General features: G+C 54.4%; 22 protein-coding genes, 1 tRNA gene and 2 rRNA genes. 11 read left to right on the top strand and 14 right to left on the bottom strand.

Translation table 11 applies throughout. The annotated features are described in order from the left end of the window. Positions 1-4 precede the first annotated feature (4 nt). From rrf (QSK07_RS09760) to rrf (QSK07_RS09750), 3 genes are all read left to right on the top strand, one after another. Positions 5-120 (top strand): 5S ribosomal RNA (gene rrf, locus QSK07_RS09760). 14 nt (positions 121-134) lie between these two features. Beyond that, positions 135-210 (top strand) — tRNA-Thr (locus QSK07_RS09755). A gap of 34 nt (positions 211-244) precedes the next feature. Continuing rightward, a 5S ribosomal RNA gene (rrf, locus tag QSK07_RS09750) occupies positions 245-360 on the top strand. A 202-nt stretch (positions 361-562) separates the two neighbouring features. On the opposite strand, the gene QSK07_RS09745 is transcribed toward rrf (QSK07_RS09750), so the two are convergent. The 14 genes from QSK07_RS09745 to msrP form a co-directional block, all read right to left on the bottom strand. Continuing rightward, positions 563-1324 (bottom strand): amino acid ABC transporter ATP-binding protein, encoded by a 762-nt coding sequence (locus QSK07_RS09745; RefSeq protein WP_010699823.1) that lies wholly within the window; start codon positions 1322-1324, stop codon positions 563-565. A gap of 8 nt (positions 1325-1332) precedes the next feature. Further along, a complete protein-coding gene (locus QSK07_RS09740) occupies positions 1333-2433 on the bottom strand; it encodes an amino acid ABC transporter permease (RefSeq protein WP_013359220.1) in 1101 nt (366 codons plus the stop codon). A gap of 15 nt (positions 2434-2448) precedes the next feature. Then, a complete protein-coding gene (locus QSK07_RS09735) occupies positions 2449-3627 on the bottom strand; it encodes an amino acid ABC transporter permease (RefSeq protein ID WP_098052247.1) in 1179 nt (392 codons plus the stop codon). Between the two features lie 68 nt (positions 3628-3695). Continuing rightward, on the bottom strand, positions 3696-4721 hold the full coding sequence (locus tag QSK07_RS09730; RefSeq protein WP_013359218.1) for an amino acid ABC transporter substrate-binding protein: 1026 nt from the start codon (positions 4719-4721) through the stop codon (positions 3696-3698). A gap of 544 nt (positions 4722-5265) precedes the next feature. Beyond that, a complete protein-coding gene (gene fis, locus QSK07_RS09725) occupies positions 5266-5562 on the bottom strand; it encodes a DNA-binding transcriptional regulator Fis (RefSeq protein ID WP_003855228.1) in 297 nt (98 codons plus the stop codon). Positions 5563-5585: 23 nt separating this feature from the next. Beyond that, entirely contained in the window at positions 5586-6551 is a 966-nt protein-coding gene (gene dusB / locus QSK07_RS09720; protein WP_098053124.1) for a tRNA dihydrouridine synthase DusB, read from the bottom strand. 367 nt (positions 6552-6918) lie between these two features. Beyond that, positions 6919-7800: a 50S ribosomal protein L11 methyltransferase gene (gene prmA, locus QSK07_RS09715; RefSeq protein ID WP_275221629.1), complete on the bottom strand. Its 882-nt coding sequence runs from the start codon at positions 7798-7800 to the stop codon at positions 6919-6921. A gap of 16 nt (positions 7801-7816) precedes the next feature. After that, a complete protein-coding gene (gene panF / locus QSK07_RS09710) occupies positions 7817-9262 on the bottom strand; it encodes a sodium/pantothenate symporter (protein WP_285721468.1) in 1446 nt (481 codons plus the stop codon). After that, positions 9252-9494 carry a YhdT family protein gene (locus QSK07_RS09705; RefSeq protein WP_098052250.1) on the bottom strand — a complete coding sequence of 81 codons (243 nt, stop codon included), beginning with the start codon at positions 9492-9494 and terminating at the stop codon, positions 9252-9254. The genes panF and QSK07_RS09705 overlap by 11 nt, the downstream gene beginning before the upstream one ends. 72 nt (positions 9495-9566) lie before the next feature. Beyond that, on the bottom strand, positions 9567-10916 hold the full coding sequence (gene accC, locus QSK07_RS09700) for an acetyl-CoA carboxylase biotin carboxylase subunit (protein ID WP_033734071.1): 1350 nt from the start codon (positions 10914-10916) through the stop codon (positions 9567-9569). An 11-nt stretch (positions 10917-10927) separates the two neighbouring features. Next, positions 10928-11389: an acetyl-CoA carboxylase biotin carboxyl carrier protein gene (gene accB / locus QSK07_RS09695; RefSeq protein WP_013359212.1), complete on the bottom strand. Its 462-nt coding sequence runs from the start codon at positions 11387-11389 to the stop codon at positions 10928-10930. A gap of 25 nt (positions 11390-11414) precedes the next feature. Beyond that, on the bottom strand, positions 11415-11867 hold the full coding sequence (gene aroQ / locus QSK07_RS09690; protein ID WP_098053125.1) for a type II 3-dehydroquinate dehydratase: 453 nt from the start codon (positions 11865-11867) through the stop codon (positions 11415-11417). A gap of 232 nt (positions 11868-12099) precedes the next feature. Then, on the bottom strand, positions 12100-12705 hold the full coding sequence (msrQ, locus tag QSK07_RS09685; RefSeq protein WP_098052251.1) for a protein-methionine-sulfoxide reductase heme-binding subunit MsrQ: 606 nt from the start codon (positions 12703-12705) through the stop codon (positions 12100-12102). Next, positions 12706-13710: a protein-methionine-sulfoxide reductase catalytic subunit MsrP gene (gene msrP / locus QSK07_RS09680; protein WP_285721467.1), complete on the bottom strand. Its 1005-nt coding sequence runs from the start codon at positions 13708-13710 to the stop codon at positions 12706-12708. It lies immediately after the preceding gene. A gap of 284 nt (positions 13711-13994) precedes the next feature. Here msrP and csrD point away from each other — a divergent pair, with 284 nt between their 5' ends. From csrD to tldD, 8 genes are all read left to right on the top strand, one after another. After that, complete coding sequence (gene csrD, locus QSK07_RS09675) at positions 13995-15944, top strand: RNase E specificity factor CsrD (protein ID WP_098052253.1); 1950 nt, start codon at positions 13995-13997, stop codon at positions 15942-15944. A gap of 310 nt (positions 15945-16254) precedes the next feature. Beyond that, a complete protein-coding gene (gene mreB, locus QSK07_RS09670; protein ID WP_003855260.1) occupies positions 16255-17298 on the top strand; it encodes a rod shape-determining protein MreB in 1044 nt (347 codons plus the stop codon). 148 nt (positions 17299-17446) lie between these two features. Then, positions 17447-18475: a rod shape-determining protein MreC gene (gene mreC, locus QSK07_RS09665; protein ID WP_098052254.1), complete on the top strand. Its 1029-nt coding sequence runs from the start codon at positions 17447-17449 to the stop codon at positions 18473-18475. After that, positions 18472-18960, top strand: coding sequence for a rod shape-determining protein MreD (mreD, locus tag QSK07_RS09660; RefSeq protein WP_013359205.1), 489 nt, complete (start codon positions 18472-18474; stop codon positions 18958-18960). The genes mreC and mreD overlap by 4 nt, the downstream gene beginning before the upstream one ends. Positions 18961-18968: 8 nt before the next feature. Continuing rightward, positions 18969-19562 carry a Maf family protein gene (locus QSK07_RS09655; protein WP_098052255.1) on the top strand — a complete coding sequence of 198 codons (594 nt, stop codon included), beginning with the start codon at positions 18969-18971 and terminating at the stop codon, positions 19560-19562. After that, complete coding sequence (gene rng / locus QSK07_RS09650) at positions 19552-21021, top strand: ribonuclease G (protein ID WP_098052256.1); 1470 nt, start codon at positions 19552-19554, stop codon at positions 21019-21021. Before QSK07_RS09655 ends, rng begins: the two co-directional genes overlap by 11 nt. 132 nt (positions 21022-21153) lie before the next feature. Continuing rightward, on the top strand, positions 21154-24984 hold the full coding sequence (gene yhdP, locus QSK07_RS09645; RefSeq protein ID WP_285721466.1) for an AsmA2 domain-containing protein YhdP: 3831 nt from the start codon (positions 21154-21156) through the stop codon (positions 24982-24984). A 64-nt stretch (positions 24985-25048) separates the two neighbouring features. After that, positions 25049-26494: a metalloprotease TldD gene (gene tldD, locus QSK07_RS09640; protein WP_285721465.1), complete on the top strand. Its 1446-nt coding sequence runs from the start codon at positions 25049-25051 to the stop codon at positions 26492-26494. The last annotated feature ends 173 nt before the right edge of the window (positions 26495-26667 follow it).

The raw sequence follows: 26667 nt of genomic DNA, 5'->3' as shown, positions 1-26667 counted from the left end.
TTTGCCTGGCGGCTTTAGCGCGGTGGTCCCACCTGACCCCATGCCGAACTCAGAAGTGAAACGCCGTAGCGCCGATGGTAGTGTGGGGCCTCCCCATGCGAGAGTAGGGAACTGCCAGGCATCAAATTTAGTGTGCTGATATGGCTCAGTTGGTAGAGCGCACCCTTGGTAAGGGTGAGGTCCCCAGTTCGACTCTGGGTATCAGCACCATTTAAGACACGAGTTCGGTAAATAAAAGAATTTGCCTGGCGGCTGTAGCGCGGTGGTCCCACCTGACCCCATGCCGAACTCAGAAGTGAAACGCCGTAGCGCCGATGGTAGTGTGGGGTCTCCCCATGCGAGAGTAGGGAACTGCCAGGCATCAAATAAGAGAGAGCCCTTCGCGTATGCGAAGGGCTTTTTTCGTTGTGGCAAACCGATAATCTGCAATAAAACCTCCTCTTATCAGCCCGCTTTCCCTTAGCTTTATCATCGCATCCAGTTAGTCAGCTCAATGCACCTGCTGGTCAGGCCATAAAAAACCCGGCACCAGGCCGGGTAGTAAGATGAACTGGGTCAGTAATCAGTGAATAACCTGCGATAAAAATGCCCGGGTACGCTCCGATTTAGGATTCGCAAAGAACTCCTGCGGTGGCGCAACTTCGACGATCTCACCCCGATCCATAAAGATCACCCGGTCAGCCACCGTTCGGGCAAAGCCCATTTCATGGGTGACGCACAGCATGGTCATCCCATCCTCAGCCAGACCAATCATTGTATCCAGCACCTCTTTAACCATCTCCGGATCCAGCGCTGAGGTTGGCTCATCAAACAGCATAATTTTGGGTTTCATACAGAGTGATCGAGCGATGGCGACGCGTTGCTGCTGTCCGCCGGAAAGCTGACCCGGAAACTTATGCGCATGCTCAGCAATACGCACGCGTTGCAGATAGTGCATAGCCAGTTCATCCGCTTCCTTCTTTGGAATCTTTCTCACCCAGGAAGGTGCCAGTGTGCAGTTTTGCAAAACAGTCAGATGCGGGAAGAGATTGAAGTGCTGGAATACCATCCCCACTTCTGTACGTACGCGCTCGATATTACGCACGTCGTCATTAAGGTGAATACCGTCAACAACAATACGCCCCTGCTGATGCTCTTCCAGATGGTTGATGCAACGGATCGTGGTTGATTTACCAGAGCCGGAAGGGCCGCACAGCACGATGCGTTCACGGGGTTTAACCTGCAGGTTGATGTCTTTCAGTACGTGAAACTGCCCGTACCATTTATTCACGTTCTCAAGCGAAATCATCAACGCGTCGGAAGAGTGTGTCATAGAGTCAGTCATGTAAAACCTCAGTGCGATGTACGCCCGGTGTGAAAGCGCTTTTCCAGATACTGGCTGTAGCGCGACATGCTAAAACAGAAAATCCAATAGACCAGTGCAGCAAAGACATAACCTTCAGTCGACATGCCTAGCCAGGTCGGATCGACCGTTGCCTGCTGGACGCTGCTGAACAGATCGAAAAGACCAATGATGATGACCAGGCTGGTATCTTTAAACAGCGCAATGATGGTGTTAACCAGGCCAGGGATGGTGAGCTTCAGTGCCTGGGGAAGAATGACCAGCATCTGCGTTTTCCAGTAGCCCAGCGCCAGCGATTCTGCAGCCTCATACTGACCTTTCGGCAATGCCTGCAGGCCACCGCGCACCACCTCCGCCACATAGGCGGACTGAAACAGGATTACGCCGACCAGGGCACGCACCAGCTTATCAATGGTGGTGCCTTCAGACATAAACAGCGGCAGCATCACCGATGACATAAACAGTACGGTAATCAGGGGCACGCCACGCCAGAATTCAATAAAGATAATCGACAGCGTACGCACAACCGGCATTCGTGAGCGACGGCCAAGCGCCAGCAGGATGCCCAACGGCAGCGCACCGGCAATCCCTACCGACGCGATAATCAGCGTCAGCGTTAACCCGCCCCACTGACGTGTTTCCACACGTTCCAGTCCCAGATAGCCGCCATACAGCAGGAACCAGACAATCACCGGATAGATGACGGCCCAGGCCGCAATGTAGCGTCCACGATAGGGCAGGCTTTTGAGAAACATCGGCACAATCGACAGCAGACCAATCACCAGCGCCAGGTTAATACGCCAGCGCAGCTCATGTGGATAAAGCCCATACATGAACTGACCGAAACGAGCATGGATAAAGACCCAACAGGCGCCCTCTTTTGTGCAATCGGCGCGCGTGGTGCCAATCCAGTTTGCCTGAAAGACCAGCCAGTTCAGCGCGGGTGGAATGACGTGCCAGATGACCCAGATGCAAAACAGCGTCAGTAACGTGTTAAACCAGCTGGAAAACAGATTTTTACGAGCCCAAAGCCAGGCGCGACTCACAGGCGTCGTCGGGACGGGGGGCGTTTCATGCGTAGTGACAGACATAGTTATCCCGTTCTCTTAACGCTCAACCAGCGCAATTTTGCGGTTGTAGAAGTTCATAAGTAGCGATATCAGCAGACTGATAATCAGATAAACGCCCATTGTGATAGCAATCGTCTCGATGGCCTGACCGGTCTGATTCAGCACCGATCCCGCGAACAGCGACACCATATCGGGATAACCGATAGCAGCGGCCAATGAGGAATTTTTCACGATGTTCAGATACTGGCTGGTCAGCGGCGGAATAATGACGCGCATGGCCTGCGGAATAATCACCTGACGCAGCGTTACCGGATTCGGCAGACCCAGCGAGCGTGCAGCTTCGTGCTGACCATGCGGCACCGACTGAATTCCGGAGCGGATCACTTCAGCGATAAACGACGAGGTATAGATCGACAATGCCAGCGTCAGTGCTGCCAGTTCCGGAATCATCACCGAGCCGCCACGGAAATTGAACCCACGCAGTTGCGGCACATCCCAGTGCGTCGCTGCACCAAACCCAAGGTGCGCAAGCAAAGGAAAGAGGATCAGCATTGCAACGGCGGCGGGCCATGTACGACGTAACTCACCGGTTTTCAGCTGATGCTGACGGTTAAAACGGTACAGGCCATAGCTGACAGCCACGGCCAGCAGCAGTGCGATAACAAACGGCCAGCTGCCTGGTGCATAGGTCGGCCATGGGACGTAGAGCCCGCGATTACTGACATAGGCCAGATCAAACGCATTCAGCGCCTGACGAGGGCCTGGCAGATTACGTAATACCGCGAAGTACCAGAAGAAGATTTGCAGCAGAGGCGGGATATTACGGAAGGTTTCGATATAGATATTCGAGAGCTTCCGCAGCAGCCAGTTATCAGAAAGGCGGGCAAGACCGACCACGAATCCGAGAATCGACGCGAAAACAATACAGAGTGCAGAGACCAGCAGCGTGTTGGTCAATCCGACCAGAAACACGCGCGCGTAGGTATCTCCCTCCGTGTACTCAATCAGATGCTGAACGATGCCGAAACCGGCAGTGCGCTCAAGAAATCCAAATCCTGATGTAATGCCGCGATTGGCAAGGTTGATAATGGTGTTATGCACCAGATAACCCACCACACCAAGCACCGCGACGACGGCGATGAACTGATAAATCCAGGCGCGAACCGTGGGATTACCAAATGAAAAATCCCTTTTCACGGTTGGGCGTTGTGACATGTTGAAACCTCAGTAACGAAAGCTGGGGTAGGGCACCGCAGAATACGGTGCCCGATTGGTGAGGTCTGTTAACGTACCGGTGGTGCGTACTGAATCCCGCCCTGGTTCCACAACGCATTCTGACCGCGCGCGATCTTCAGTGCGCTGTCTTTACCGACGTTACGGTCAAAGCTTTCCTGATAGTTGCCGACCTGTTTGATGATGTTGTAGGCCCACTTGTTATCCAGCTTCAGATCTTTACCAAAGTCACCCTCAGCGCCCAGCAGATGCGCCATATCTGGTGTGGTCGGCTTAGCTGTCATCTGATCAACGTTCTTCGAATTAATGCCCATCTCTTCGGCATTCAGCATGGCGTAGAGTGACCATTTGACGATGGTGAACCAGTCATCATCACCACGACGCACCAATGGTCCCAGCGGCTCTTTGGAGATCACTTCTGGCAGGACGATAAATTCGTCGGGTTTGCCGAGCTTGATGCGCAGAGCATAAAGTTGAGACTGATCAGACGCCAGCGTATCGCAGCGACCACTGTCCAGCGCCTTAGCTGACTCGTCAGAGCGGTCGAAAGTCACCGGCGTATATTGCATTTTGTTGGCTTTGAAGAAGTCTGCCACGTTCAGCTCGGTGTCTGTTCCCGCCTGGATACAGACGGTGGCACCATCCAGCTCTTTCGCACTTTTCAGACCGGCTTTCTGGTGAGTCAGGAAGCCAATGCCGTCGTAATAGTTCACGCCTGCAAACAGGAAGCCCATACCGCCATCACGCGATGAGGTCCAGGTGGTGTTACGTGAAAGTACATCCACTTCGCCTGACTGCAGCGCGGTAAAACGCTCTTTCGCGGTCAGCGGCGTATATTTTACCTTGGTCGCATCGCCGAATACCGCGGCCGCCGCAGCACGACACACATCCACATCGATACCGGTAAACTTGCCGCCAGCATCTGCATAGGAGAAGCCCGGCAGGCCGTCACTGATTCCACATTGAACAAAACCTTTTTTCTTTATCGCATCCAGTGTGGTGCCTGCGTGAGCCTGCTGAGCAATGGCAACCAGCGAGGCGGCAGCGATCAGCGTAGAGAGCATCATCTTTTTCATAAAGCATCCTGTGTGGCGGGATCATGTTGTTATGTTTGCGCACTTTGGTGTGCGTTTTTCCTGTCTGTGGCGGTCAGCCATTCACGACTCTGCAAAGCTGATGCCAGGTTTGCAGGATCCTGAATTCGTATGAAAGAACGGTTAATAATCGGAAGCACCTGGAAAGTTTCGCTAATATGGCGCACCAAAAGGAAGCAATGCGAGTCGATCCGATCACATTTAGTGCAAATAGTTTCACTATATGAGAGCAGTGTGAGCGCTCGCTCAGGCAGAAATGTATGAAGGGAAGACGTTGCTTTTTTATGCGCAGGAAGTCACATACCCAGCAATGACGGGCATAGGCAACAAGGCCGGAAACAGAACATTACTTAAATCAAATCCAGACGGACAAAGGCGAGGGGGTGAAATATCACGCCGGCGATTGCAACTATAGTTACCATATGACAGGCAACTGTTTCACTCTCCCTGCCGCCGCTTTGTGCGATAACGCACAAATAAAAACGCCAGCCCGAAGGCTGGCGTAATTAACAGACAGAACTAAAAATCAGTTCATGCCGTATTTTTTCAATTTCTTACGCAGCGTACCGCGGTTGATACCCATCATCAGGGCAGCACGGGTCTGGTTGCCACGGGTATACTGCATCACCATGTCCAACAGAGGCTGCTCGACTTCAGCCAAAACCAGCTCATACAGGTCGCTCACATCCTGACCATTCAGTTGAGCAAAATAGTTCTTCAGTGCCTGTTTTACCGAATCACGCAAAGGTTTTTGAGTTACCTGATCCTGTGAGTTAACGGTAGAAACGGTCAGTACGTCAGAATTTACGCGTTGTTCGAACATAGTTCTTTCAGCTCTTTATTTCGTTACGCAAGATTTTCGAAGTATGCCTCCAACGCCTCCAGCTGTTCGCTGGCATCCTCTATGGCGTTGAATGTGCGCCGAAACTGGTCATTCGGGGCGTGCTCCTGCAGGTACCAGGAGACGTGCTTTCGCGCTATACGGTATCCCTTGCCTGAACCGTAAAAGTCGTGCAGCTCACGTATATGCGAAACAAGCAAGCGCTTGACCTCTGCCATCGGCAGGGGGGCAAGCAACTCCCCAGTGTCCAGATAATGCTGGATTTCCCGGAAGATCCACGGTCTTCCCTGAGCAGCGCGTCCTATCATCAGAGCATCGGCCCCTGTATAGTCGAGCACCGCTCTGGCTTTATGCGGGTCAGTTATGTCTCCATTCGCGATAATCGGAATGGAGACACTCTGCTTAACTGTCCGAATGCTGTCATATTCAGCTTCTCCGTTGAACAGGCAGGCACGAGTGCGACCATGTATCGTCAGAGCCTGTATACCGCAGCGTTCAGCCAATTGGGCAATCGCGACACAGTTCCTGTTTTCAGGATCCCAGCCAGTACGAATTTTCAGCGTAACCGGCACATTCACTGCATTCACCACTGCGGAGAGAATAGACTCCACCACTGCGGGATATTGCAGCAAGGCTGAACCCGCCATTTTGCGGTTAACCTTCTTGGCAGGGCATCCCATATTAATGTCGATGACCTGTGCACCAGCCTCAACATTAATGCGTGCAGCTTGCGCCATTTCACTGGGATCGCAACCGGCAATTTGCACGGCGCGAATGCCTGGCTCATCACTGTGAACCATACGTAATCGAGATTTGTCGCTAGCCCAGACTCCCGGGTTAGAAGACAGCATCTCAGAAACTGCCATGCCTGCACCCATTTCGTGACACAGCGTCCTGAACGGCCTGTCAGTAATACCGGCCATCGGTGCTGCAATCAGTCGATTTCTCAGCTGGAGGTTTCCAATACGCATGAAGTCAGAATGGCCATACTGTGTCTGCAAGGCGGCGTATATTACGCATTTTTGCAGGAAGATGAAAGGCCAAACTTTGAACAATCAGCAAGAAAAATCAATGAAATCCGGATGATGATCGGCGTTATTCATTAATGACATTAAATAACAATGAGTTAGATATTTGTGCTGAAATTGTGAGCAAAAATTTTTCCAGAAAAGTACGTCAATTCGCCAGATAAAAAACGTCACATGCCGTGATTAACGATACAAGCATCCATTTAAAATCGGGAAAGCCCGCAACTTACGCTACGGGCTGGCTGAATATTCTGTTAAGCCGCTTTGTTACGACGACGGAGATATCAGCGCAAACGGACTAACGCTAAAATCAGGATTTAATCCCGGTAATCCGGCACCACTCCTCTTTAACCGCAACCGGGTCGAGTGTGAACTCGCTGGCATAGGCCTCACAGACACTCTCCGCCTGGCTCTCTAATACGCCCGAAAGACCCAGGTGACCACCAGACTTCGGCAGTACACCGATCAGCGGTGCCAGCTCACGCAGCGGGCCGGCCAGTATGTTGGCCACCACCACATCAGCCTGCAGATTGTCAGGTTGCTGGTGGGGCAGATAGAGCGACAGGCGATCGGAGACACCGTTGCGCTCAGCATTATCCCGGCTGGCCTGAATAGCCTGCGGATCAATATCAATGCCGATCGCCTGAGCCGCGCCCAGCTTCAGCGCAGCGATCGCCAGGATCCCGGATCCACAGCCGAAATCGATCACCGTTTTGCCTTCCAGATCCAGCCCATCAAGCCACGTCAGGCAGAGCGAGGTGGTGGGATGCGTACCGGTGCCAAATGCCAGACCGGGATCGAGCATGACGTTGACGGCATCAGGATCCGGCACATCACGCCAGCTCGGACAGATCCAGAGACGCTCGCCGAAGCGCATCGGGTGGAAGTTTTCCATCCATTCGCGCTCCCAGTCTTTATCTTCGATCTGTTCGATCCGGTGACGAAAACCGTCACCCAGCAGCGGATGCTGCGCCAGTTCGGCAGTAATCAGGGCCATATCTGTTTCTGCATCGAACAGGCCGATAACGTCGGTGTCGCCCCACAGGCGCGTTTCGCCTGGCAGCGGCTCATACACCGGCGTGTCGTGGGTGTCCTGAAAGGTGACTGAAACCGCACCGATCTCCATCAGCGCATCGCTCAGCGTTTCCGCATGTTCACCTGAGCTGTTAATTTTGATTTGAATCCACGGCATAACGTCTCTCTTTCCATCAATGTTGCGGCGCGTCGGCCACGTGCGGCGCGCGTCCAAACAGGTTGCCCACCAGAAATGCCAGCAGGCTTAAAAGCAGGGAGGGTACGATAGGGTGAAAACCCAGAATCTGCAGGTTAAGGCTCGCCATAAAAGCGTAGCAGCCTCCACCTGCTACCATGCCGGTTATGGCGCCTGCGGCATTGGCACGTTCCCAGTAGAGGCCCAGAACCAGCGGCCAGAGGAAAACAGCCTCCAGACCGCCAAATGCCAGCAGGTTGAGCCAGATAATCATATCGGGCGGATTCCATGCAGCAATCAGCAGCAGGATACCCAGTGCGAAGGTAATGGTGCCAGATAACAGCCGCAGTCGCGTCTCATTTTCCAGCTGTTGCGGGGCGACACGCAGGTAGAGATCTTTAATCAGCGTGGCTGAAGCCTGTAACAGCTGGGCATTAATGGTCGACATAATTGCGGCCATTGGGGCTGCGAGAAACAGTCCGGCCGCTAACGGTGGCAGAACAGTGATCATCAGGGTCGGAATGACGCTATCCGGCACGGTCAGATTCGGCAGTACCGCACGGCCCAGCGCACCGGCCAGATGCATGCCCAGCATCAACACCACCACGACAATAGTGCCCAGAATAATGGCCCGATGGACGGCCTTACTGTCTTTATAAGAGATACAGCGCACTGCCGTATGCGGCAGGCCAATCACCCCAAAGCAGACCAGCACAACGAACGAACTGAGGAAGGTTGGCGTAATAATCTCGCCCGGCCCCTGTGGCGACAGCAGAGCCGGATCGATGTCATGCAGTTTCTGCACCGCCGTGCTCAGGCCACCTGCCTGATGAATCACTGCGAACAGCAGCAGAAAAGTGCCAATCAGCATCACAATGCCCTGCATGGCGTCATTGAGCACGCTGGCACGGAATCCACCGAATGCTGTATAGAGCGCGATGGTGCCACCAAAAATCAGCAGGCCGGTGTCATACGGGATGCCAGCGGCGGTTTCGAGCAGCCGTGCACCACCGATAAACTGCACCGTCATCGCACCGATAAAGGCAATCAGCAGACTCAGACTCGCCAGCCAGATCAGCAGCGGGCTCTGATAGCGGGCATAGAGCATATCATTCAGCGTCACCGCATTATGCTTGCGTGCCAGAATGGCAAACTTTTTTCCCAGCACGCCCAGCGACAGCCAGACGGCGGGCACCTGCACCATCGCCAGCAATACCCAGCCAAGCCCATATTTGTAGGCAGCACCGGGACCCCCAATAAATGAGCTGGCGCTGATATAGGTGGTAGTGAGCGTCATCGCCAGTACGAATCCGCCCATGGAGCGGCTGCCAAGGAAATATTCAGTCAGGAAGCTGCCTTCACGCTTTTTACGGACGGCAAATACCGACAGCGCGGCAATCAGTACCAGATAAATCAGTAACGGCAGGATAATTTCACTGTTCACTTTGATCCTCCAGCGGCATGTCGCGGAAAATCACCTGCACCATCATCCAGCACAGAAAAATGAACAACAGGGGAGCAAACAGGCAGGAGAGTTCAAACCAGCGCGGCAGGCCGGTAACACCGATTTCACTGCCACCCAGCCAGGCAGATAATCCCCAGGCAGCGAGCCAGAGCAGGGTGAGGTAAAGCGACCAGCGCGCCTCTTTATGTGCCTGTATAAAACGAGCATCCATGATTCAACCTTAACGCCAGCGGCAAAAGAAAAAGGCCGGATTAACCGGCCTCAGACTGACTCAGCGTTGCGATTATTTCTCGTGCAAGCCGAGTTTTTTCTCCAGATAGTGGATATTGGTTCCACCGTGCTGGAAGTTTTCGTCGGACATGATTTTCATCTGCAGTTCAACGTTGGTTTTGATACCGTCGATGATCAGTTCCGCCAGCGCATTTTTCATGCGAGCGATAGCCACGTCACGCGTTTCGCCATAGGTGATCAGCTTGCCGATCATGGAGTCATAATAAGGCGGTACGGTGTAGCCTGAGTAAATATGCGACTCCCAACGCACGCCAAAACCGCCTGGCGCGTGGAAGCGGGTGATTTTACCCGGGCTTGGCAGGAAGGTCACCGGATCTTCGGCGTTGATACGGCACTCGACCGCATGTCCCCGAATGATCACATCTTCCTGTTTAATTGACAGTGGCTGACCGGCAGCAATACGCAGCTGCTCTTTGATCAGGTCCACACCGGTGATCATCTCGGTTACCGGATGTTCTACCTGAATACGGGTGTTCATCTCAATGAAGTAGAACTCGCCGTTTTCGTACAGAAATTCAAAGGTACCTGCGCCGCGATAGCCAATCTCAATACAGGCCTGGGAACAGCGGTTGCCGATAAAGCGACGCTGTTCTTCTGTGATGCCTGGGCCTGGCGCTTCTTCGACAACTTTCTGGTGACGACGCTGCATGGAGCAGTCACGTTCGCCCAGATAGATCGCGTTGCCCTGACCGTCAGCCAGTACCTGAATCTCGATATGGCGCGGATTCTCCAGATACTTCTCCATGTAAACCATGTCGTTGTTGAAAGCCGCTTTGGCTTCCGCTTTCGTCATGTTGATGGATTCTTCCAGATCTTTGTCGCCGCGCACTACGCGCATACCGCGACCGCCGCCGCCGCCAGACGCTTTGATGATGACCGGATAACCGATGCGCCTGGCAAAGGCACGGTTTTTTTCCATATCATCCGTCAGCGAACCGTCAGAACCGGGTACGGTCGGGACGCCTGCTTTCTTCATCGCATTGATCGCAGAAACTTTGTCACCCATCAGGCGAATGGTGTCTGCTTTCGGGCCGATAAAGATAAAGCCGGAGCGCTCAACCTGCTCAGCAAAATCGGCATTCTCAGAGAGGAAGCCGTAGCCAGGGTGAATCGCCACCGCGCCGGTGATCTCTGCTGCAGAGATCAGCGCCGGGATGTTGAGGTAACTTTTGACTGACTGCGCCGGGCCGATGCAGACGGTTTCGTCTGCCAGCAGCACGTGCTTCAGGTCACGATCCGCACTTGAGTGTACCGCAACAGTCTTAATGCCCAGTTCTTTACAGGCACGCAGAATGCGCAGCGCGATCTCACCACGGTTAGCAATAACAATTTTATCCAGCATGATCTGCCCCGTTACTCGATGATAACCAGTGGCTCGTCAAATTCGACCGGCTGACCGCTTTCAACCAGGATAGCTTTCACCACGCCTGATTTGTCAGCTTCGATCTGGTTCATCATTTTCATAGCTTCGACGATGCACAGGGTATCGCCAGCATTCACTTTCTGGCCAACTTCCACAAAGGCTTTCGCATCCGGGCTCGGCGTACGGTAGAAAGTACCTACCATTGGTGAACGCACGATGTGACCGCTGATTTCAGCTGGTGCCGCTTCGGCAACGGCTGCAACAGGGGCAACGGCTGTCGCCAGAGCAGGCTGTTGAACCGGCGCAGCGTAAGCCTGCTGCATCATCGGGTAACCCACGTTTGCAGGTGCACGACTGATGCGAACGGACTCTTCACCTTCAGAGATTTCCAGCTCAGAAATGCCAGACTCTTCAACCAGTTCGATCAGTTTTTTAATTTTACGAATATCCATGAGTGGGGTTCCGTACTCAGTTTGATTAATTAGTTTGAGACAGGCGTTTTACTGCCGTTTGTAAAGCCCATGTGTAGCCGTCAGCGCCAAGCCCACAGATCACGCCAGCAGAAACATCAGAAAGATAGGAGTGATGACGGAAGGGCTCGCGGGCATGCACATTGGAGAGATGAACCTCGATAAACGGTATTTCTACCGCCAGCAGGGCATCACGCAGTGCGACACTGGTATGGGTAAACGCGGCAGGATTAATGATAATGTAATCCACATTGCCTTTGGCCTCATGAATGCGATCAATCAGCTGAAATTCAGCATTGGTTTGCAGGTGGCTCAACTCCACATTCAACTGGCCTGCCTGACGCGTCAAATCGTCAACGATTTGACTTAGCGTAGTATGACCATACTTCTCAGGTTCACGTGTTCCCAACAGATTCAGGTTGGGCCCGTTTAAAAGCAGAATATGTAATTTATGCGCCATCGTGCTGCCATCTCCCGCAATCATTGAGGCATCGCGTAAAATACCTTGCGAATCTTCATTTGTCACCTTTCAGGCTAAAAAAGAAGACCCGACGAGCAATAAAGCCGGGCATTATATCCGTTTCGTGTCATTTCGCAGCAAAATACTGGTCTTATCTGCGAAGATGATCGGATGCGGCCTGCGGGCCACATCTTTTATCAGAAAACAGCAGAGGAAAACAACGGGGGAAGTGCTAGCGGGGCCACCATTTGAGAAATTTTTTGTAACGCCAGGCTAACAGCAATGCAGCAAGGAGGGCATAGATAAGTGGCTGCGGGGACACGGTTTTTACCGACCAGATATAGTGAGTCGGCACCAGAATCGCCACAAGATAGACCGCGTTGTGCAGGGTTTGCCAGCGTTTACCGAGCCTGCGCTGAGCGCGCTGAAACGACGTTACCGCCAGGGCCAGTAATATCAGCCAGCTGATAATGCCCAGTGTCAGATAGGGCCGGGAGATGAGTTCGCTGCCCAGCAGACGCAGATTATCCACGCCCAATTCCAGCAGGTAGTAGCTCAGCAGGTGGAGAGAGGCCCAGACAAACGTCCAGACGCCGAGCAGGCGCCGGGTACGGATTAACAGCGGCTGCCTGCCATAGCGTGCCAGTGGTGAAACCAGCAGCGTACCCAGCAGCAGCTTCAGCGCCATGCGACCGGTAAAATGCTGAATATCTTTTGCCGGGTCCGCACTCAGACCACCCTGCATCGCGGCAAGCACCAGATAGACCAGCGGCAACAGGGCTGCCAGGTGCAGGATCACCTTGAGCCACATGATCTGTTTTATCGACAGGCGGACCACTTAGTAATTCTCCCGTAAATCCATGCCGCGGTAGAGCGACGCCACCTCTTCGGCATAGCCGTTAAACAGTAGCGTTGGCTGACGTTCGACCTTCAGACTGCCGCCTGGGCCAATAAACCGCTCTGTCGCCTGTGACCAGCGTGGATGATTAACGTGGGGATTCACATTGGCATAAAAACCATACTCGTCGGCGGCAATCTGGTTCCATGTGGTCGGCGGCTGTTTGTCGGTCAGCGTAATTTTGACGATCGACTTAATGCCTTTAAAGCCATATTTCCACGGTACCGTCAGACGAATCGGCGCGCCATTCTGCGGCGGCAGCGCTTTGCCATAGACACCGGTGGTCAGTATCGTCAGCGGATGCATTGCTTCATCCAGACGTAAACCTTCGACATAGGGATAATTGAGGCCACCGCCAATAAAGCGATCTTTCTGGCCCGGCATCTGCTCAGGGTCGTATAGCGTCTGAAAGGCAACAAAGCGCGCTTTGCTGGTGGGTTCCGCCAGCGAGAGAAGTTTATTCAGCTCAAAGCCTACCCAGGGCACCACTATCGACCAGGCCTCCACGCAGCGCATGCGATAGATTCGCTGCTCCATAGCAAAGCGTTTGAAGATGTCATCCATATCCAGGGTTACGGGCTTCGCCACTTCGCCATCAATGGTCAGTTTCCAGGGCTCTGTTTTCAGCGTACCCGCATTGGCAGCCGGATCGGCCTTATCCAGCCCGAACTCGTAGAAATTGTTGTAGCCAGAAACTTTATCCGCAGGCGTCAGCGTCAGATCGGCCTGATATTGCGCCGGTTTGGTGAAGTCGAGTGGCCGGCCTGCTGGGGCAGGTGGGCGATCGTTGCCGTTGAACCAGCTGAGGATATCGGCATTTGCCACGCCCGGCATCCCCATCGCCGCAGCGCTCAGTCCCAGCGTTTTCAGCACCTGGCGGCGCTTCATATTAAATATGCTTTCCGGCGTTACGTCGGCTTCGGTAAGACAGGGTATGCGTTTCATGGGGCTTCTCCAGACAGGATGTCATCAACCAGCATGATGACTATCGCTGATATCAGCCAGTTTCGCCCTGAAAATGTGAAATTTCCTGGCTGGCCTGCGCGATGAGAATGCGCTGAAAAGTGTCGGGATCAACATCAGCAATCCTATCCCAACGATATACTTCGGCTTCATGCGACTCGGCGCTGTCGACAGCGGCAAATTATGCTATTTTGCTCGCGTTTTCGTCAGGCTGACGGTACAAGGTGGGGTGATCCGGTTATCACCGCAGCAATACAGGCACAGGGATGCGATTAACCACAAAATTATCTGCGTTTATTACCTTTCTAAGCCTGCTGGCAATGTCATTAATGCTGGCAGGCTGCGCATTCAGTGTTTTCTGGTTCAGTCATCAGCGGGTTGAACATCGGGCACAGGTGCTGGCGACCGAGGTCGATCAGGCGATGTTCTCCGAAACGCCAGAACAGCTTCATAACTGGCTTACGCGCATGATGCCCATAATGAATGCCGAGCAGATTTCCCTTCATAACGGCAGGCAGACTTTCCTCACCCTCTCCCGACACGAAAACCAGATGCTGGAAGACGAACCCAATCGTTTTATCCAGATCAATGTGCCTTTGATGCACCACACCGGCTTACAGCTGCGGGTTGTGACCCTCGATCCTGCCAAAACCTGGCTGCGCTCCATCACCGGCACCTCTACGCTGGGCATTCTGTTTACGATTATGCTGGTGATGAGTCTGATGTTGCTGATGATGCATCGCTGGCTTAGTCGTCAGTGGCGTGGCATGGAGCATCTTGAAGTACGGGCAGAGGCGATTATCAACGGCGAACGCGGGGGCTTGCCGAAACGGGGTGTGTATGAGTGGCCACCCAGAGCGAGTCGCGCGATGGATGTACTGCTGGCGGATCTGCAGGAAGCGGGCGAACAGCGTCTGCGTATCGACACGCTGATTCGCACCTTTGCCGCGCAGGATGGACGCACTGGCCTTAACAACCGGCTGTTCTTTGATAATCAGCTCGCGACCCTGCTGGAAGATCAGGAAGCTGTCGGCACCCACGGTGTGGTGATGATGGTGCGCCTGCCCGATCTTGACGCGCTGAAAGATTTACTGGAGCCAGCGTTAGTTGAGGAGTACCTGTTCAATTTCGTCAACATGCTCTCTACCTTTGTGCTGCGCTATCCCGGCGCCTTGCTGGCACGCTATTTTCGCAGTGATTTTGCTGTATTACTGCCGCATCGCAGTCTCAAAGAGGCAAACAGTATTGCCGATCAGCTGGTCAATGCTGTTGATTCTCTCCCGCCGATGCGCCTGGTCAATCGCGATGATCTGATCCACATCGGTATCACCGGCTGGCACAGCGGGCAGACCGTCCTGCAGGTGATAGAAAATGCTGAAATGGCCACGCGACGTGCGGCACTGCTGGGGGGTAATAACTGGACTAATGGCGAAGGAAATCCTCAGGACGCCGGGCGGGGTAGCGTGCGCTGGCGAACCCTGCTGGAGAACACGTTAAGCCGCGGCGGTCCGCGGCTGTACCATAAACCCACCGTGAATACCGAAGGCAAGGTACAGCATCGGGTCATGCTTACCCGTATCTTCGACGGCGATAAAGAGGTGCTGGCCGCAGAATATATGCCGCTGGTGCAGCAGCTCGGTATGGCTGATGGCTGGGATCGTCAGCTGGTCACGCGCATCGCGGCACTCTCTGAACTCTGGCCGGAAGAGACGCTGGTGATGCCGGTGACGATAGCCTCGCTACTGCAACGTTCATTTGTCCTCTGGCTGCAGAATATGCTGCTGCAGTGCCCCAAATCACAAAGAAAACGATTTTTATTTGAACTTGCCGAGGCAGATGTCTGTCAACACATCAACCATTTAACGCCAGTATTCCGTGCACTTAAGGCTTTTGGCTGTCGGGTAGCGGTAAATCAGGCGGGTTTAACCGTCGTCAGCAGCGCCTATATACGACAGCTGCCGCTGGAACTGATCAAGCTTGATGCGGGTCTGGTGCGCAACATTGAACGGCGGACCGCCAATCAGTTGTTTGTACAGAGTCTGCTGGAGGTCTGTAAGTCCACGGGTATACAGGTGTTTGCCACCGGTGTTCGCACCAAAGCGGAGTGGCAGACATTAGTGGCGCTGGGTGTGGCAGGCGGGCAGGGCGACTTTTTTGCCCCTTCGCTTCCGGTTAACAGTAACGTGAAGAAGTATTCCCAGCGTTATCGTATTTAATGATTTGCTGTCGTAATGACAGAAATTGACGGTTTTTTTAATGTTAAGCCGCATCTGAACCCATAACCACCGTGCCGGAAATGTTAAATTTTATGTCGGGCATAGCAAGCGGAAATCATGGGAAATGCAGCACTGATGGCGTCTGTTCGCCATTCTGCTGCTACGGATCACGGGTTCAGATGACTTAAACGCAATCAGGCGTATTTTTTCACCGAAGCAGAACGTTTTTGCGCCTTGTGGCAGCTTCGTGTGGTTGGTAAAGTAAGCGGATTTTATTTTCCGCCCCCAGCTTGCAGGATTATCCCTTAGTATGTTTAAAAAATTTCGTGGCATGTTTTCCAACGACTTGTCCATTGACCTGGGTACCGCGAATACCCTGATTTACGTAAAAGGACAGGGCATCGTGCTGAACGAGCCTTCCGTGGTTGCTATTCGTCAGGACCGTGCCGGTTCACCAAAAAGCGTCGCGGCCGTGGGTCATGACGCCAAACAGATGCTCGGCCGTACGCCAGGTAATATTGCCGCTATCCGTCCGATGAAAGATGGCGTTATCGCTGACTTTTTCGTGACCGAAAAGATGCTGCAGCACTTCATCAAGCAGGTTCACAGCAACAGCTTTATGCGTCCCAGCCCACGTGTGCTGGTCTGCGTACCCGTCGGGGCTACGCAGGTAGAACGTCGTGCGATTCGTGAATCCGCTCAGGGCGCTGGCGCGCGTGAAGTCTTTCTGATTGAAGAGCCGATGGCTGCAGCAATTGGTGCAGGTCTGCCCGTTTCTGAAGCGACCGGTTCAATGGTCGTTGATATCGGTGGTGGTACGACCGAAGTGGCGGTGATCTCCCTGAACGGTGTGGTCTACTCCTCATCCGTACGTATTGGTGGCGATCGTTTCGATGAAGCTATTATTAATTATGTGCGTCGTAACTACGGTTCACTGATCGGTGAAGCGACCGCAGAACGTATTAAGCATGAGATCGGTTCAGCCTATCCGGGTGATGAAGTCCGTGAAATTGAAGTGCGTGGCCGTAACCTGGCAGAAGGTGTACCGCGCGGCTTCACGCTGAACTCCAACGAAATTCTGGAAGCGCTGCAGGAGCCATTAACCGGCATCGTCAGCGCGGTGATGGTTGCTCTTGAGCAGTGTCCGCCTGAGCTGGCCTCCGATATCTCAGAGCGCGGTATGGTGCTGACCGGTGGTGGTGCATTACTGCGCAACCTGGATCGCCTGCTGATGGAAGAGACGGGTATTCCGGTTGTTGTTGCTGAAGATCCGCTGACCTGTGTGGCGCGCGGTGGCGGCAAGGCGCTGGAAATGATCGACATGCATGGCGGCGATTTGTTCAGCGAAGAATAATTGCCTCAACCGGCTGAGAACGCAACGATCATGCAAGGGAGTGGCATGTGAACCGGCGAAATCTGTGCCGGTACAGTGCGTTCAGCCCAGGGAAGCACGGTGTTTGGCCGTCGCTTCCTCTCCTGTTGTCGAGGATCACGCAGATTATATGAAGCCGATTTTTAGCAGGGGACCTTCCCTGCAGTTGCGTCTTTTCCTGGCGGTCATTGTGGCAATTGCCATTATCATTGCCGACAGCCGTGTGAGCTCTTTCACCCAAATACGCAACTATCTGGATACGTCGGTCAGTCCGTTTTACTTCCTGGCTAATGGGCCACGTCAGCTGCTGGATGGCGTGTCGGAGTCGCTGGCGTCGCGTCAGCAGCTGGAGCAGGAAAACAAAGCGTTACGTCGTGAGCTCTTCCTGAAAAACAGTAACCTGCTAATGCTGGGGCAATATAAGCAGGAAAACGCACGCCTGCGTGAACTGCTGGGTTCACCGCTGCGTCAGGATGAGCAAAAGATGGTAACGCAGGTGATCTCCACTGGCACCGATCCTTACACCGACCAGGTAGTGATCGACAAAGGCAGTGTTAACGGTGTCTATGAAGGTCAGCCGGTCATCAGTGATAAAGGCGTAGTCGGTCAGGTTATCGCCGTCGGACAACTCACCAGCCGTGTTCTGCTGATCTGCGATGCGTCACATGCGCTGCCTATTCAGGTGCTGCGTAATGACATTCGTGTTATTGCCGCGGGTAACGGCTGTACTGAAGATCTCCAGCTTGAGCATCTGCCGGGTAATACGGACATTCGGGTCGGGGATGTGCTGGTGACGTCAGGTATCGGTGGTCGTTTCCCTGAGGGTTATCCGGTGGGTGTGGTCTCCTCAGTCAAAGTGGATACTCAACGCGCTTACACGGTGATTCAGGCGCATCCGACCGCGGGTCTGCAGCGTCTGCGTTATCTGCTGCTGCTGTGGGGGGCGGATCGCAATGGCGATATGCCGCTGCCGCAGGATGAGGTTCATCGCGTTGCGAATGAGCGTCTGATGCAGATGATGCCGCAGGTCTTACCGCCTGCGGGTGAAATGGGCCCGCCTGCGCCTGCCGCACAGATGGGGCCGCCTGCTCCATCAACAGGCAGCAGTGGCAGTAGCGGACAGAGCAACTCCTCGCGTTCACGCGGGGGGCAGCCTTGAGTCGATATCGCAGCCAGGGACGTTGGGTTATCTGGCTCTCTTTCCTGGTCGCGTTAGTCCTGCAGATCATGCCATGGCCGGATGAAATTTATATGTTCCGGCCTTCATGGCTGCTGCTCATCCTCATTTACTGGGTTCTTGCACTGCCGCATCGGGTTAACGTCGGCAGCGGATTTATGCTGGGTGCCATCATGGATCTGATTGCCGGATCCACGCTGGGCGTACGTGCGCTGGCGCTCAGTATCATCGCCTACCTGATAGCCTTTAAGTTCCAGTTATTCCGCAACTTAGCGTTGTGGCAGCAAGCGTTAATGGTTATGGTGCTGTCACTGGCGATGGATGTGATTGTCTTCTGGGCAGAATTCCTGGTAATCAATGTTTCATTCCGACCTGAAATTTTCTGGAGCAGTGTCGTCGACGGTATTCTCTGGCCCTGGCTATTCTTACTTATGAGAAAAATTCGTCGTCAGTTCGCTGTTCAATAAGGAAATTTATGGTAATCCTCTATCTTGCTTCCGGTTCACCGCGTCGTCGTGAGCTGTTAACTCAACTTGGCCTGACATTTGAGCGCATCGTGACAGACGTTGAAGAACAGCGTCAGCCGAATGAAGCGGCTGAGAGCTATGTCCGCCGTCTGGCTAATGACAAAGCGCAGGCGGGCGTAGAACTGGCCGCGCAGGACCTGCCGGTACTGGGCGCAGATACGATAGTCGTGCTGAATGGTGACGTGCTGGAAAAACCGCGCGATGCCGCCGATGCCCACGCGATGCTGCGTAAACTCTCCGGTCAAACGCATCAGGTTATGACGGCAGTGGCGCTGGCCGACAGCCAGCAGGTGCTGGATTGCATCGTGACGACTGATGTGACATTCCGCACCTTAACTGAGAGCGACATCGACGACTATATTGCTACCGGTGAGCCAATGGATAAAGCGGGCGCATACGGCATTCAGGGCAGGGGAGGAAATTTTGTCCGCAAAATTAATGGAAGTTACCATGCAGTGGTCGGATTACCGTTGGTTGAGACAGCGGAACTGCTCAGCCATTTCCAGTCACTGCGTGCCGTAAGGGGTCAACATGACGGCTGAATTACTGGTTAACGTCACGCCTTCTGAAACACGCGTTGCCTACATTGATGGCGGCATCCTTCAGGAAATCCATATTGAGCGCGAAGCGCGGCGCGGCATTGTTGGCAATATTTACAAAGGACGGGTAAGCCGTGTTCTGCCCGGCATGCAGGCCGCCTTTGTCGATATTGGCCTGGAAAAAGCCGCCTTTCTGCACGCTTCTGACATCATGCCGCATACGGAATGTGTCGCGGGCGACGAAAAGAAAAATTTCATCGTGCGCGATATCGCCGAGCTGGTGCGTCAGGGACAGGATCTGGTGGTTCAGGTAGTTAAAGATCCGCTTGGCACCAAAGGCGCCCGGCTGACCACCGACATTACCCTGCCTTCGCGTTACCTGGTCTTTATGCCTGGTGCATCGCATGTCGGTGTCTCTCAGCGCATCGAGAGTGAGAAAGAGCGCGATCGGCTTAAAGCGGTGGTGGCTGATTACTGCGATGACCTCGGTGGCTTTATCATCCGCACCGCCGCAGAAGGGATCGGCGAAGAGGAGCTGGCGCAGGACGCGGCTTTTCTCAAACGTCTCTGGACCAAAGTCAGCGAGCGTAAAAAACGCAACCAGACCCGCTGTCTGCTCTATGGCGAGCTGGCCCTGGCGCAGCGCATCCTGCGTGATTTTGCGGGCGCAGCGCTGGATCGCATTCGGGTCGACTCGCGTCTGACCTGCGACATGCTGGTGGAATTTACCGGCGAATATATCCCGGAGATGGCCGATAAACTCGAGCTCTACAACGGTAAACAGCCTATTTTTGACCTGTTTGACGTTGAAAATGAGATTCAGCGCTCGCTGGATCGCAAAGTTGAACTAAAGTCAGGCGGATATCTGATCATCGATCAGACCGAAGCGATGACGACCATCGATATTAATACCGGAGCCTTTGTTGGCCATCGCAATCTCGATGAGACGATATTTAACACCAATGTTGAAGCCACTCAGGCGATTGCGCGTCAGCTGCGACTGCGTAATCTGGGCGGTATCATCATTATCGACTTCATCGACATGAGCAATGAAGACCATCGACGCCGTGTACTGCATTCACTGGAAAGCGCGCTCAGTAAAGATCGGGTCAAAACCGGGATTAATGGTTTCTCGGCGCTGGGTCTGGTGGAAATGACGCGTAAGCGTACCCGTGAAAGCATTGAGCATGTCCTGTGCCAGGATTGCCCGGTTTGCAAAGGGCGCGGCACGCTTAAAACGGTTGAAACGGTCTGTTATGAAATCATGCGTGAGATTGTGCGGGTTCATCACGCTTATGATTCTGACCGTTTCCTGGTCTATGTTTCACCAACGGTTGGTGAGGCGCTAAAAACCGACGAGTCTCATGCGCTGGCTGAAGTTGAAATCTTTGTTGGTAAGCAGGTGAAAGTTCATGTTGAAGCACTCTACACTCAGGAGCAGTTCGACGTGGTAATGATGTAACGTCAGCCCGTAATCGGGCTGAATAAACGCCCTTGTTTGGGATAAAATGCGCATCTTCAACGCTTTTATCCGAAGACGGTCGGGTATGAGAACCAATTATCCGTCGTTTACGGAACACAAGGAGAGGCGTGAGTGAGGCAGTTGCCGAGGATTTTGTTACTGCTGGTCGCGGCAATCATCGTGATTGTCGCGCTGCTGGTCAGCGGATTGCGTCTGGTGATGCCGCATCTCGACAGCTATCGCAACAACCTTCTGCAATTCATCTCCGACAAAACGGATGTGCCGGTCAACGCCAGCCAGTTACAGGGTAAATGGGAGAATTTCGGCCCAACCCTTCAGGTTCGTGACCTCAGCGTCGATCTGCATGAAAACGGCAAACTCACGATTAAACGTATCAATCTGGCGCTCGACGTCTGGCAGTCTCTGCTGCACTGGCGCTGGCAGTTCCGCGATCTGACCTTCTGGCAGCTGCACCTCGATACGAATCGCCCCTTACTCAACAACGACAAAGATAAAAACAGCTTTCGTCCGGCGCAGATTAACGAGCTCTTCCTGCGTCAGTTTGACCACTTTGATCTGCGCGACAGCACCATTCGTTTCCTTACGCCTTCCGGCCAGCATGCTGAGCTGGCGATCCCCCGACTCACCTGGGTCAATCAAAATAATCGCCATCGCGCCGAAGGCGAAGTCAGTCTGTCGAGCTTTACCGGTCAGCACGGCGTGGTTCAGGTGCGGCTCGATCTTAACGACAGCAAAGGTTTACTTAATGATGGCCGCATCTGGATGCAGGCTGATGACGTCGACATGCGTCCATGGCTGGGCCGCTGGGTGCGCGACAATACCCGGCTGGACAGCGCCCGCTTTAGCCTGGCGGCATGGGTTAACCTGCGCGATGGCGACATCTATGCTGGCGATCTGCTGCTGCGCAAGGGCGGGGCCAGCTGGCAGGGCGAAACCGGACGACACCGCATAGAAGTCGATGGGCTGACCGCGCATCTGTCACGCTTCCAGAATGGCTGGGTGGTCAATGTGCCGCAGACGCGGCTCAGTACTGACGGTCAGGCCTGGCCCGCCGGTCACTTCTCGCTGTTATGGCGTCCTGAAGATAAGCAGTTGCTGGGGCCGGATGGTCAGCAGGAGGTGCGGGTCCGCGCCACACAGCTGGTGCTGAGTCATATTGCGCCGATCGTTCCGTTATTTGCGCCGCTCTCTCCGACGCTGTTTGAAAACTGGCAGACGCTGCAGCCACAGGGCACCATCGATGGCCTGGCGCTGGATATTCCATTACAGCAGCCTGAAAAAACCCGCTTACAGGTTAAGTGGCGTGATTTCAGCTGGCAGCACTGGAAACTGTTGCCGGGCATCAGTCACCTGAGCGGAGAAGCACGCGGCAGCCTGAGCCATGGTCAGGTCAGTGTGGATATGGGCGCGGCAACCGTTCCCTATGGCGATATGTTCCAGGCTCCGTTAGAGATTAAGCGTGTGACCGGTGCGCTGCGCTGGCTTAAAGATGAACATGGCCTGACGCTGGCGGGTGAAAACCTTGACCTCGAAGCGCGCTCGCTCCGGGCGCGCGGCGACTTCAGCTACCAGCAGAATAGCGGCGGCGAGCCCCGTCTGGATATTCTGGCGGGTATCCGGCTTACCGATGCGGGCGATGCCTGGCGCTACTTCCCGGTGCCGCTGATGGGTAAAAGCCTGACGCACTATCTGAGTGGGGCGGTGAAGGGTGGCAGGGTGGACAACGCCACGCTGCTGTTTGCCGGTAACCCGGCGCTGTTCCCGTTCAAGCACAATGATGGCATGTTCCAGGTCTGGGTGCCGCTTCGCCAGGCGACTTATGCGTTTCAGCCCAAATGGCCGGCGCTGAGCAGTCTCGATGTCGACCTCAATTTCCTGAACGACGGTCTATGGATGAAAGCGCCAGTGGCCCGGCTGGGCGAAGTAAACGCTCGCAACGTCACGGCGGTGATCCCTGACTACCTGAAAGAAAAACTGATCATCGACGGGGATATCAGTGGTGAAGGCCAGCAGATTGCTGACTATTTCGATCAGACGCCGCTTAAGCCGTCACTGGGTGCCGCGCTGGAACAGCTGGAGATTAAAGGCCGTGTCGGTGGCCATCTGAATCTGGACATTCCACTGGATGGAGAGCAGGTCCACGCCCGCGGTAACGTCGATCTGAACAACAACGCGCTGTTTATCAAACCGTTAAAAACTACCATCAACAATCTTTCTGGCCGCTTCCGTTATGACAACGGCAATCTGGCCAGTGAGGACCTGCGGGCGAACTGGTTTGGGCAGCCGATGAGCGTCCGTTTCAGCACCCGGGAGAACCCGGATGACTTTGGCGTTAACGTCAAACTTCAGGGCGACTGGCAACCCGCGAAAATCAGCCAGCTTCCGGCAGCCGTCAGCAAGCAGCTCGGCGGGCACCTGCCGTGGCAGGGCGACGTCAATATTACGCTGCCGCATCATGGCGGGGCACGTTATGACGTGACGCTGAACGGTAATGCCAAAGAAGTAAGTAGTCACTTACCTGCACCACTCGATAAGAAAGCCGGCGAGGCGATGCCAGTTGCCATTCAGGCCAGCGGTAACCTGAATCATTTCGATCTCAGCGGCAGCGTCAATGCAAACCACCATTTTAACAGCCGCTGGTTGCTGGAGCCGACGCTGCGCGTAGATCGTGGCATCTGGCTGAATGATGCACAGAAAACGCCTGCGCTACCCGACCATGCGGGCATGGTACTGAATCTGCCCGCGCTGGATGGTGAGGCCTGGGTAGCGATGATGGCAGCAGGCGGCTCTGCGGGAGCGGGTGTGTCAGGCGGCGGGAGCGACTTCCAGACCGGTGGTGTCACACTGCCGGGTAACATCACGCTGCGCAGTCCTGCGGTTACGCTGGCCGGACAGCAATGGCATGCGGTTGAAGCGACGCTGGCGCAAAGTTCAGGTGGCCGGGGTCAGGTCATCGTCAATGCGAAAGAGCTGCGCGGTGAACTGGCGATGCCCCAAAAAGCGCCATGGCAGGTGAACCTGGATTACCTCTACTACAATCCGCAATGGGAAAACGAGGCAGGCAAGGGCGGCAAAGCGCCTTCTCAGCAAACCAAAAACATTAACTTCAGCCAGTGGCCCGCCTTACAGCTGCGCTGCAAAGAATGCTGGGTACTGGGCCAGAAATATGGCCAGGTCTCCGCGATGCTGCAGCCTAAAGGAGATACGTTAGCGCTTACTAACGGAAAAGTGGATACCGGCAGCTCGCAGCTTAAAATTAACGGTGAGTGGGTGAATCGCCCGGATGACCAGCGCACCTCGCTGAAGGGGACGCTAAAGGGACCGAATATTAATAATGCGACCAACTGGTTTGGCGTGAATACCCCGTTGCGCGATGCGCCTTTTGATATTGCTTACGACCTGCACTGGCGCTCTGCACCCTGGCAGCCCTCGGCAGAGACGCTTAGCGGCACCCTTAAGACCCACTTTGGCAAAGGCCAGATCGCGGATGTGAACACCGGCACGGCGGGGAAAATTCTGCGGCTGGTGAGCTTCGATGCGCTGCTGCGCAAGCTGCGTTTCGACTTCAGCGACACCTTCACCAACGCGTTCTATTTCGATTCGATTAACGGCACGGCCTGGATCGAAAACGGCGTCATGCGCACCGATAACCTGCTGGTGGATGGACTGGAAGCAGACATCGCCATGCAGGGCAATCTCGACCTGGTGAAACGTCAGATCGATATGGAAGCGGTGGTTGCGCCTGAGATCTCTGCCTCTGTTGGGGTAGCGACCGCCTTTGCGATTAATCCGGTGGTTGGCGCGGCGGTATTTGCCGCCAGTAAAGTTCTGGGACCCCTGTGGAACAAGATATCGCTGCTGCGTTATCACATCAGTGGCCCGCTGGATAAACCGGAAATTGATGAAGTGCTGCGTAAACCGCGTGAAACAGATAACAAGTGAATTTGACGCCGTACCGGAATTACCGCAGGCTATGATTATCTGAGCACATAATGAGTGAGAAACGATGACTCTGAACCTGGTAAGTGAGCAGTTACTGACTGCTAACGGCATTAATCAGCAGGACCTATTTTCCCTGTTAGGGCAGCTTTCAGAACGTCGTCTGGATTATGCCGATCTCTATTTTCAGTCCAGCTTTCACGAATCCTGGGTGCTGGAAGACAAAATCATTAAAGATGGCTCATACCATATCGATCAGGGCGTCGGCGTACGCGCGGTCAGCGGTGAGAAAACCGGCTTCGCCTATGCCGACCAGATTACGCTGAATGCGCTGCGTCTCTCTTCTGAAGCGGCTCGCAGCATTGTACGCGAACAGGGAAACGGCAAGGCCCATACGCTTTCTGCCGTGATGAACCGTCCGCTCTATTCGACGGTCGATCCGCTGAGCAGCCTGACGCGTGAAGACAAAATAGCCCTGCTGCATCGTGTCGATAAGGTCGCCCGTGCGGCTGATCCGCGCGTGCAGGAAGTCAATGCCAGCCTGACCGGTGTTTACGAGCAGGTGCTGGTAGCGGCGACTGATGGCACGCTGGCGGCAGACGTTCGTCCGCTGGTTCGCCTCTCTATCAGCGTCCAGGTTGAAGATCAGGGCAAGCGTGAGCGCGGCGCAAGCGGCGGCGGTGCACGTACCGGCTATGCGTTCTTTCTTGAAGATGAAAATGGCGACGTGCGTGCTGATGTATGGGCGCGTGAAGCGGTGCGCATGGCACTGGTTAATCTCTCCGCCGTGGCGGCACCTGCTGGCGCATTGCCGGTGGTGCTGGGTGCAGGCTGGCCGGGTGTGCTGCTGCATGAGGCAGTCGGTCATGGTCTGGAAGGCGACTTCAACCGTCGTGGCACGTCTGTGTTCAGCGGTAAAATCGGTCAGCAGGTTGCCTCTGAACTCTGTACCGTGGTGGATGACGGCACCCTCGAAGGTTTGCGCGGCTCACTGGCGGTCGATGATGAAGGCGTTCCCGGTCAGTACAATATGCTGATTGAGAACGGCGTGCTGAAAGGCTATATGCAGGACAAGCTGAATGCGCGACTGATGGGTGTCAGCCCGACCGGTAACGGACGCCGTGAATCCTACGCGCACCTGCCGATGCCGCGCATGACTAACACCTATATGCTGGCAGGCAAGTCATCGCCACAGGATATTATTGAGAGCGTTGAGTACGGCATCTATGCGCCGAACTTTGGTGGCGGTCAGGTGGATATCACCTCCGGCAAATTTGTCTTCTCCACCTCAGAGGCTTATCTGATTGAGAAGGGCAAAATCACTAAACCGGTTAAAGGCGCGACGCTGATTGGCTCCGGCATTGAAGCGATGCAGCAGATCTCAATGGTGGGTAATGACCTTGCGCTGGACAAAGGTGTCGGCGTCTGCGGTAAAGAAGGCCAGAGCCTGCCGGTCGGTGTCGGTCAGCCTACCCTGAAGCTGGATAAACTGACCATCGGCGGCACCGCCTGATGTGACCTCAACAACCCGCCGCCCGGCGGGTTGTCAGAATACAGACAAATCCAAAGCCGGATGAACCTGGCAGTAATGCAATAGCTGAAAGCGAAGGGAATGCGGACAGAAGAGGAAAGCGTCCCGCGGCATGGACAAAAACGCTGGGAGCGTTTTTGAACAACGCAACGCGT

It is taken from the genome of Pantoea sp. QMID4 (assembly GCF_030270445.1).
Classification (GTDB): domain Bacteria; phylum Pseudomonadota; class Gammaproteobacteria; order Enterobacterales; family Enterobacteriaceae; genus Pantoea; species Pantoea vagans.
Note: the sequence above shows the minus strand (reverse complement) of the source record. Positions and strands in the feature narration are given on the sequence as shown.

Excerpts from the sequence above, each read along its gene's own strand:
- QSK07_RS09745 (WP_010699823.1), bottom strand. The coding sequence starts at position 1,324 with ATGACTGACTCTATGACACACTCTTCCGACGCGTTGATGATTTCGCTT.
- QSK07_RS09740 (WP_013359220.1), bottom strand. The coding sequence starts at position 2,433 with ATGTCTGTCACTACGCATGAAACGCCCCCCGTCCCGACGACGCCTGTG.
- QSK07_RS09735 (WP_098052247.1), bottom strand. The coding sequence starts at position 3,627 with ATGTCACAACGCCCAACCGTGAAAAGGGATTTTTCATTTGGTAATCCC.
- QSK07_RS09730 (WP_013359218.1), bottom strand. The coding sequence starts at position 4,721 with ATGAAAAAGATGATGCTCTCTACGCTGATCGCTGCCGCCTCGCTGGTT.
- fis (WP_003855228.1), bottom strand. The coding sequence starts at position 5,562 with ATGTTCGAACAACGCGTAAATTCTGACGTACTGACCGTTTCTACCGTT.
- dusB (WP_098053124.1), bottom strand. The coding sequence starts at position 6,551 with ATGCGTATTGGAAACCTCCAGCTGAGAAATCGACTGATTGCAGCACCG.
- prmA (WP_275221629.1), bottom strand. The coding sequence starts at position 7,800 with ATGCCGTGGATTCAAATCAAAATTAACAGCTCAGGTGAACATGCGGAA.
- QSK07_RS09705 (WP_098052250.1), bottom strand. The coding sequence starts at position 9,494 with ATGGATGCTCGTTTTATACAGGCACATAAAGAGGCGCGCTGGTCGCTT.
- accC (WP_033734071.1), bottom strand. The coding sequence starts at position 10,916 with ATGCTGGATAAAATTGTTATTGCTAACCGTGGTGAGATCGCGCTGCGC.
- accB (WP_013359212.1), bottom strand. The coding sequence starts at position 11,389 with ATGGATATTCGTAAAATTAAAAAACTGATCGAACTGGTTGAAGAGTCT.
- aroQ (WP_098053125.1), bottom strand. The coding sequence starts at position 11,867 with ATGGCGCATAAATTACATATTCTGCTTTTAAACGGGCCCAACCTGAAT.
- msrP (WP_285721467.1), bottom strand. The coding sequence starts at position 13,710 with ATGAAACGCATACCCTGTCTTACCGAAGCCGACGTAACGCCGGAAAGC.
- csrD (WP_098052253.1), top strand. The coding sequence starts at position 13,995 with ATGCGATTAACCACAAAATTATCTGCGTTTATTACCTTTCTAAGCCTG.
- mreB (WP_003855260.1), top strand. The coding sequence starts at position 16,255 with ATGTTTAAAAAATTTCGTGGCATGTTTTCCAACGACTTGTCCATTGAC.
- mreC (WP_098052254.1), top strand. The coding sequence starts at position 17,447 with ATGAAGCCGATTTTTAGCAGGGGACCTTCCCTGCAGTTGCGTCTTTTC.
- QSK07_RS09655 (WP_098052255.1), top strand. The coding sequence starts at position 18,969 with ATGGTAATCCTCTATCTTGCTTCCGGTTCACCGCGTCGTCGTGAGCTG.
- rng (WP_098052256.1), top strand. The coding sequence starts at position 19,552 with ATGACGGCTGAATTACTGGTTAACGTCACGCCTTCTGAAACACGCGTT.
- tldD (WP_285721465.1), top strand. The coding sequence starts at position 25,049 with ATGACTCTGAACCTGGTAAGTGAGCAGTTACTGACTGCTAACGGCATT.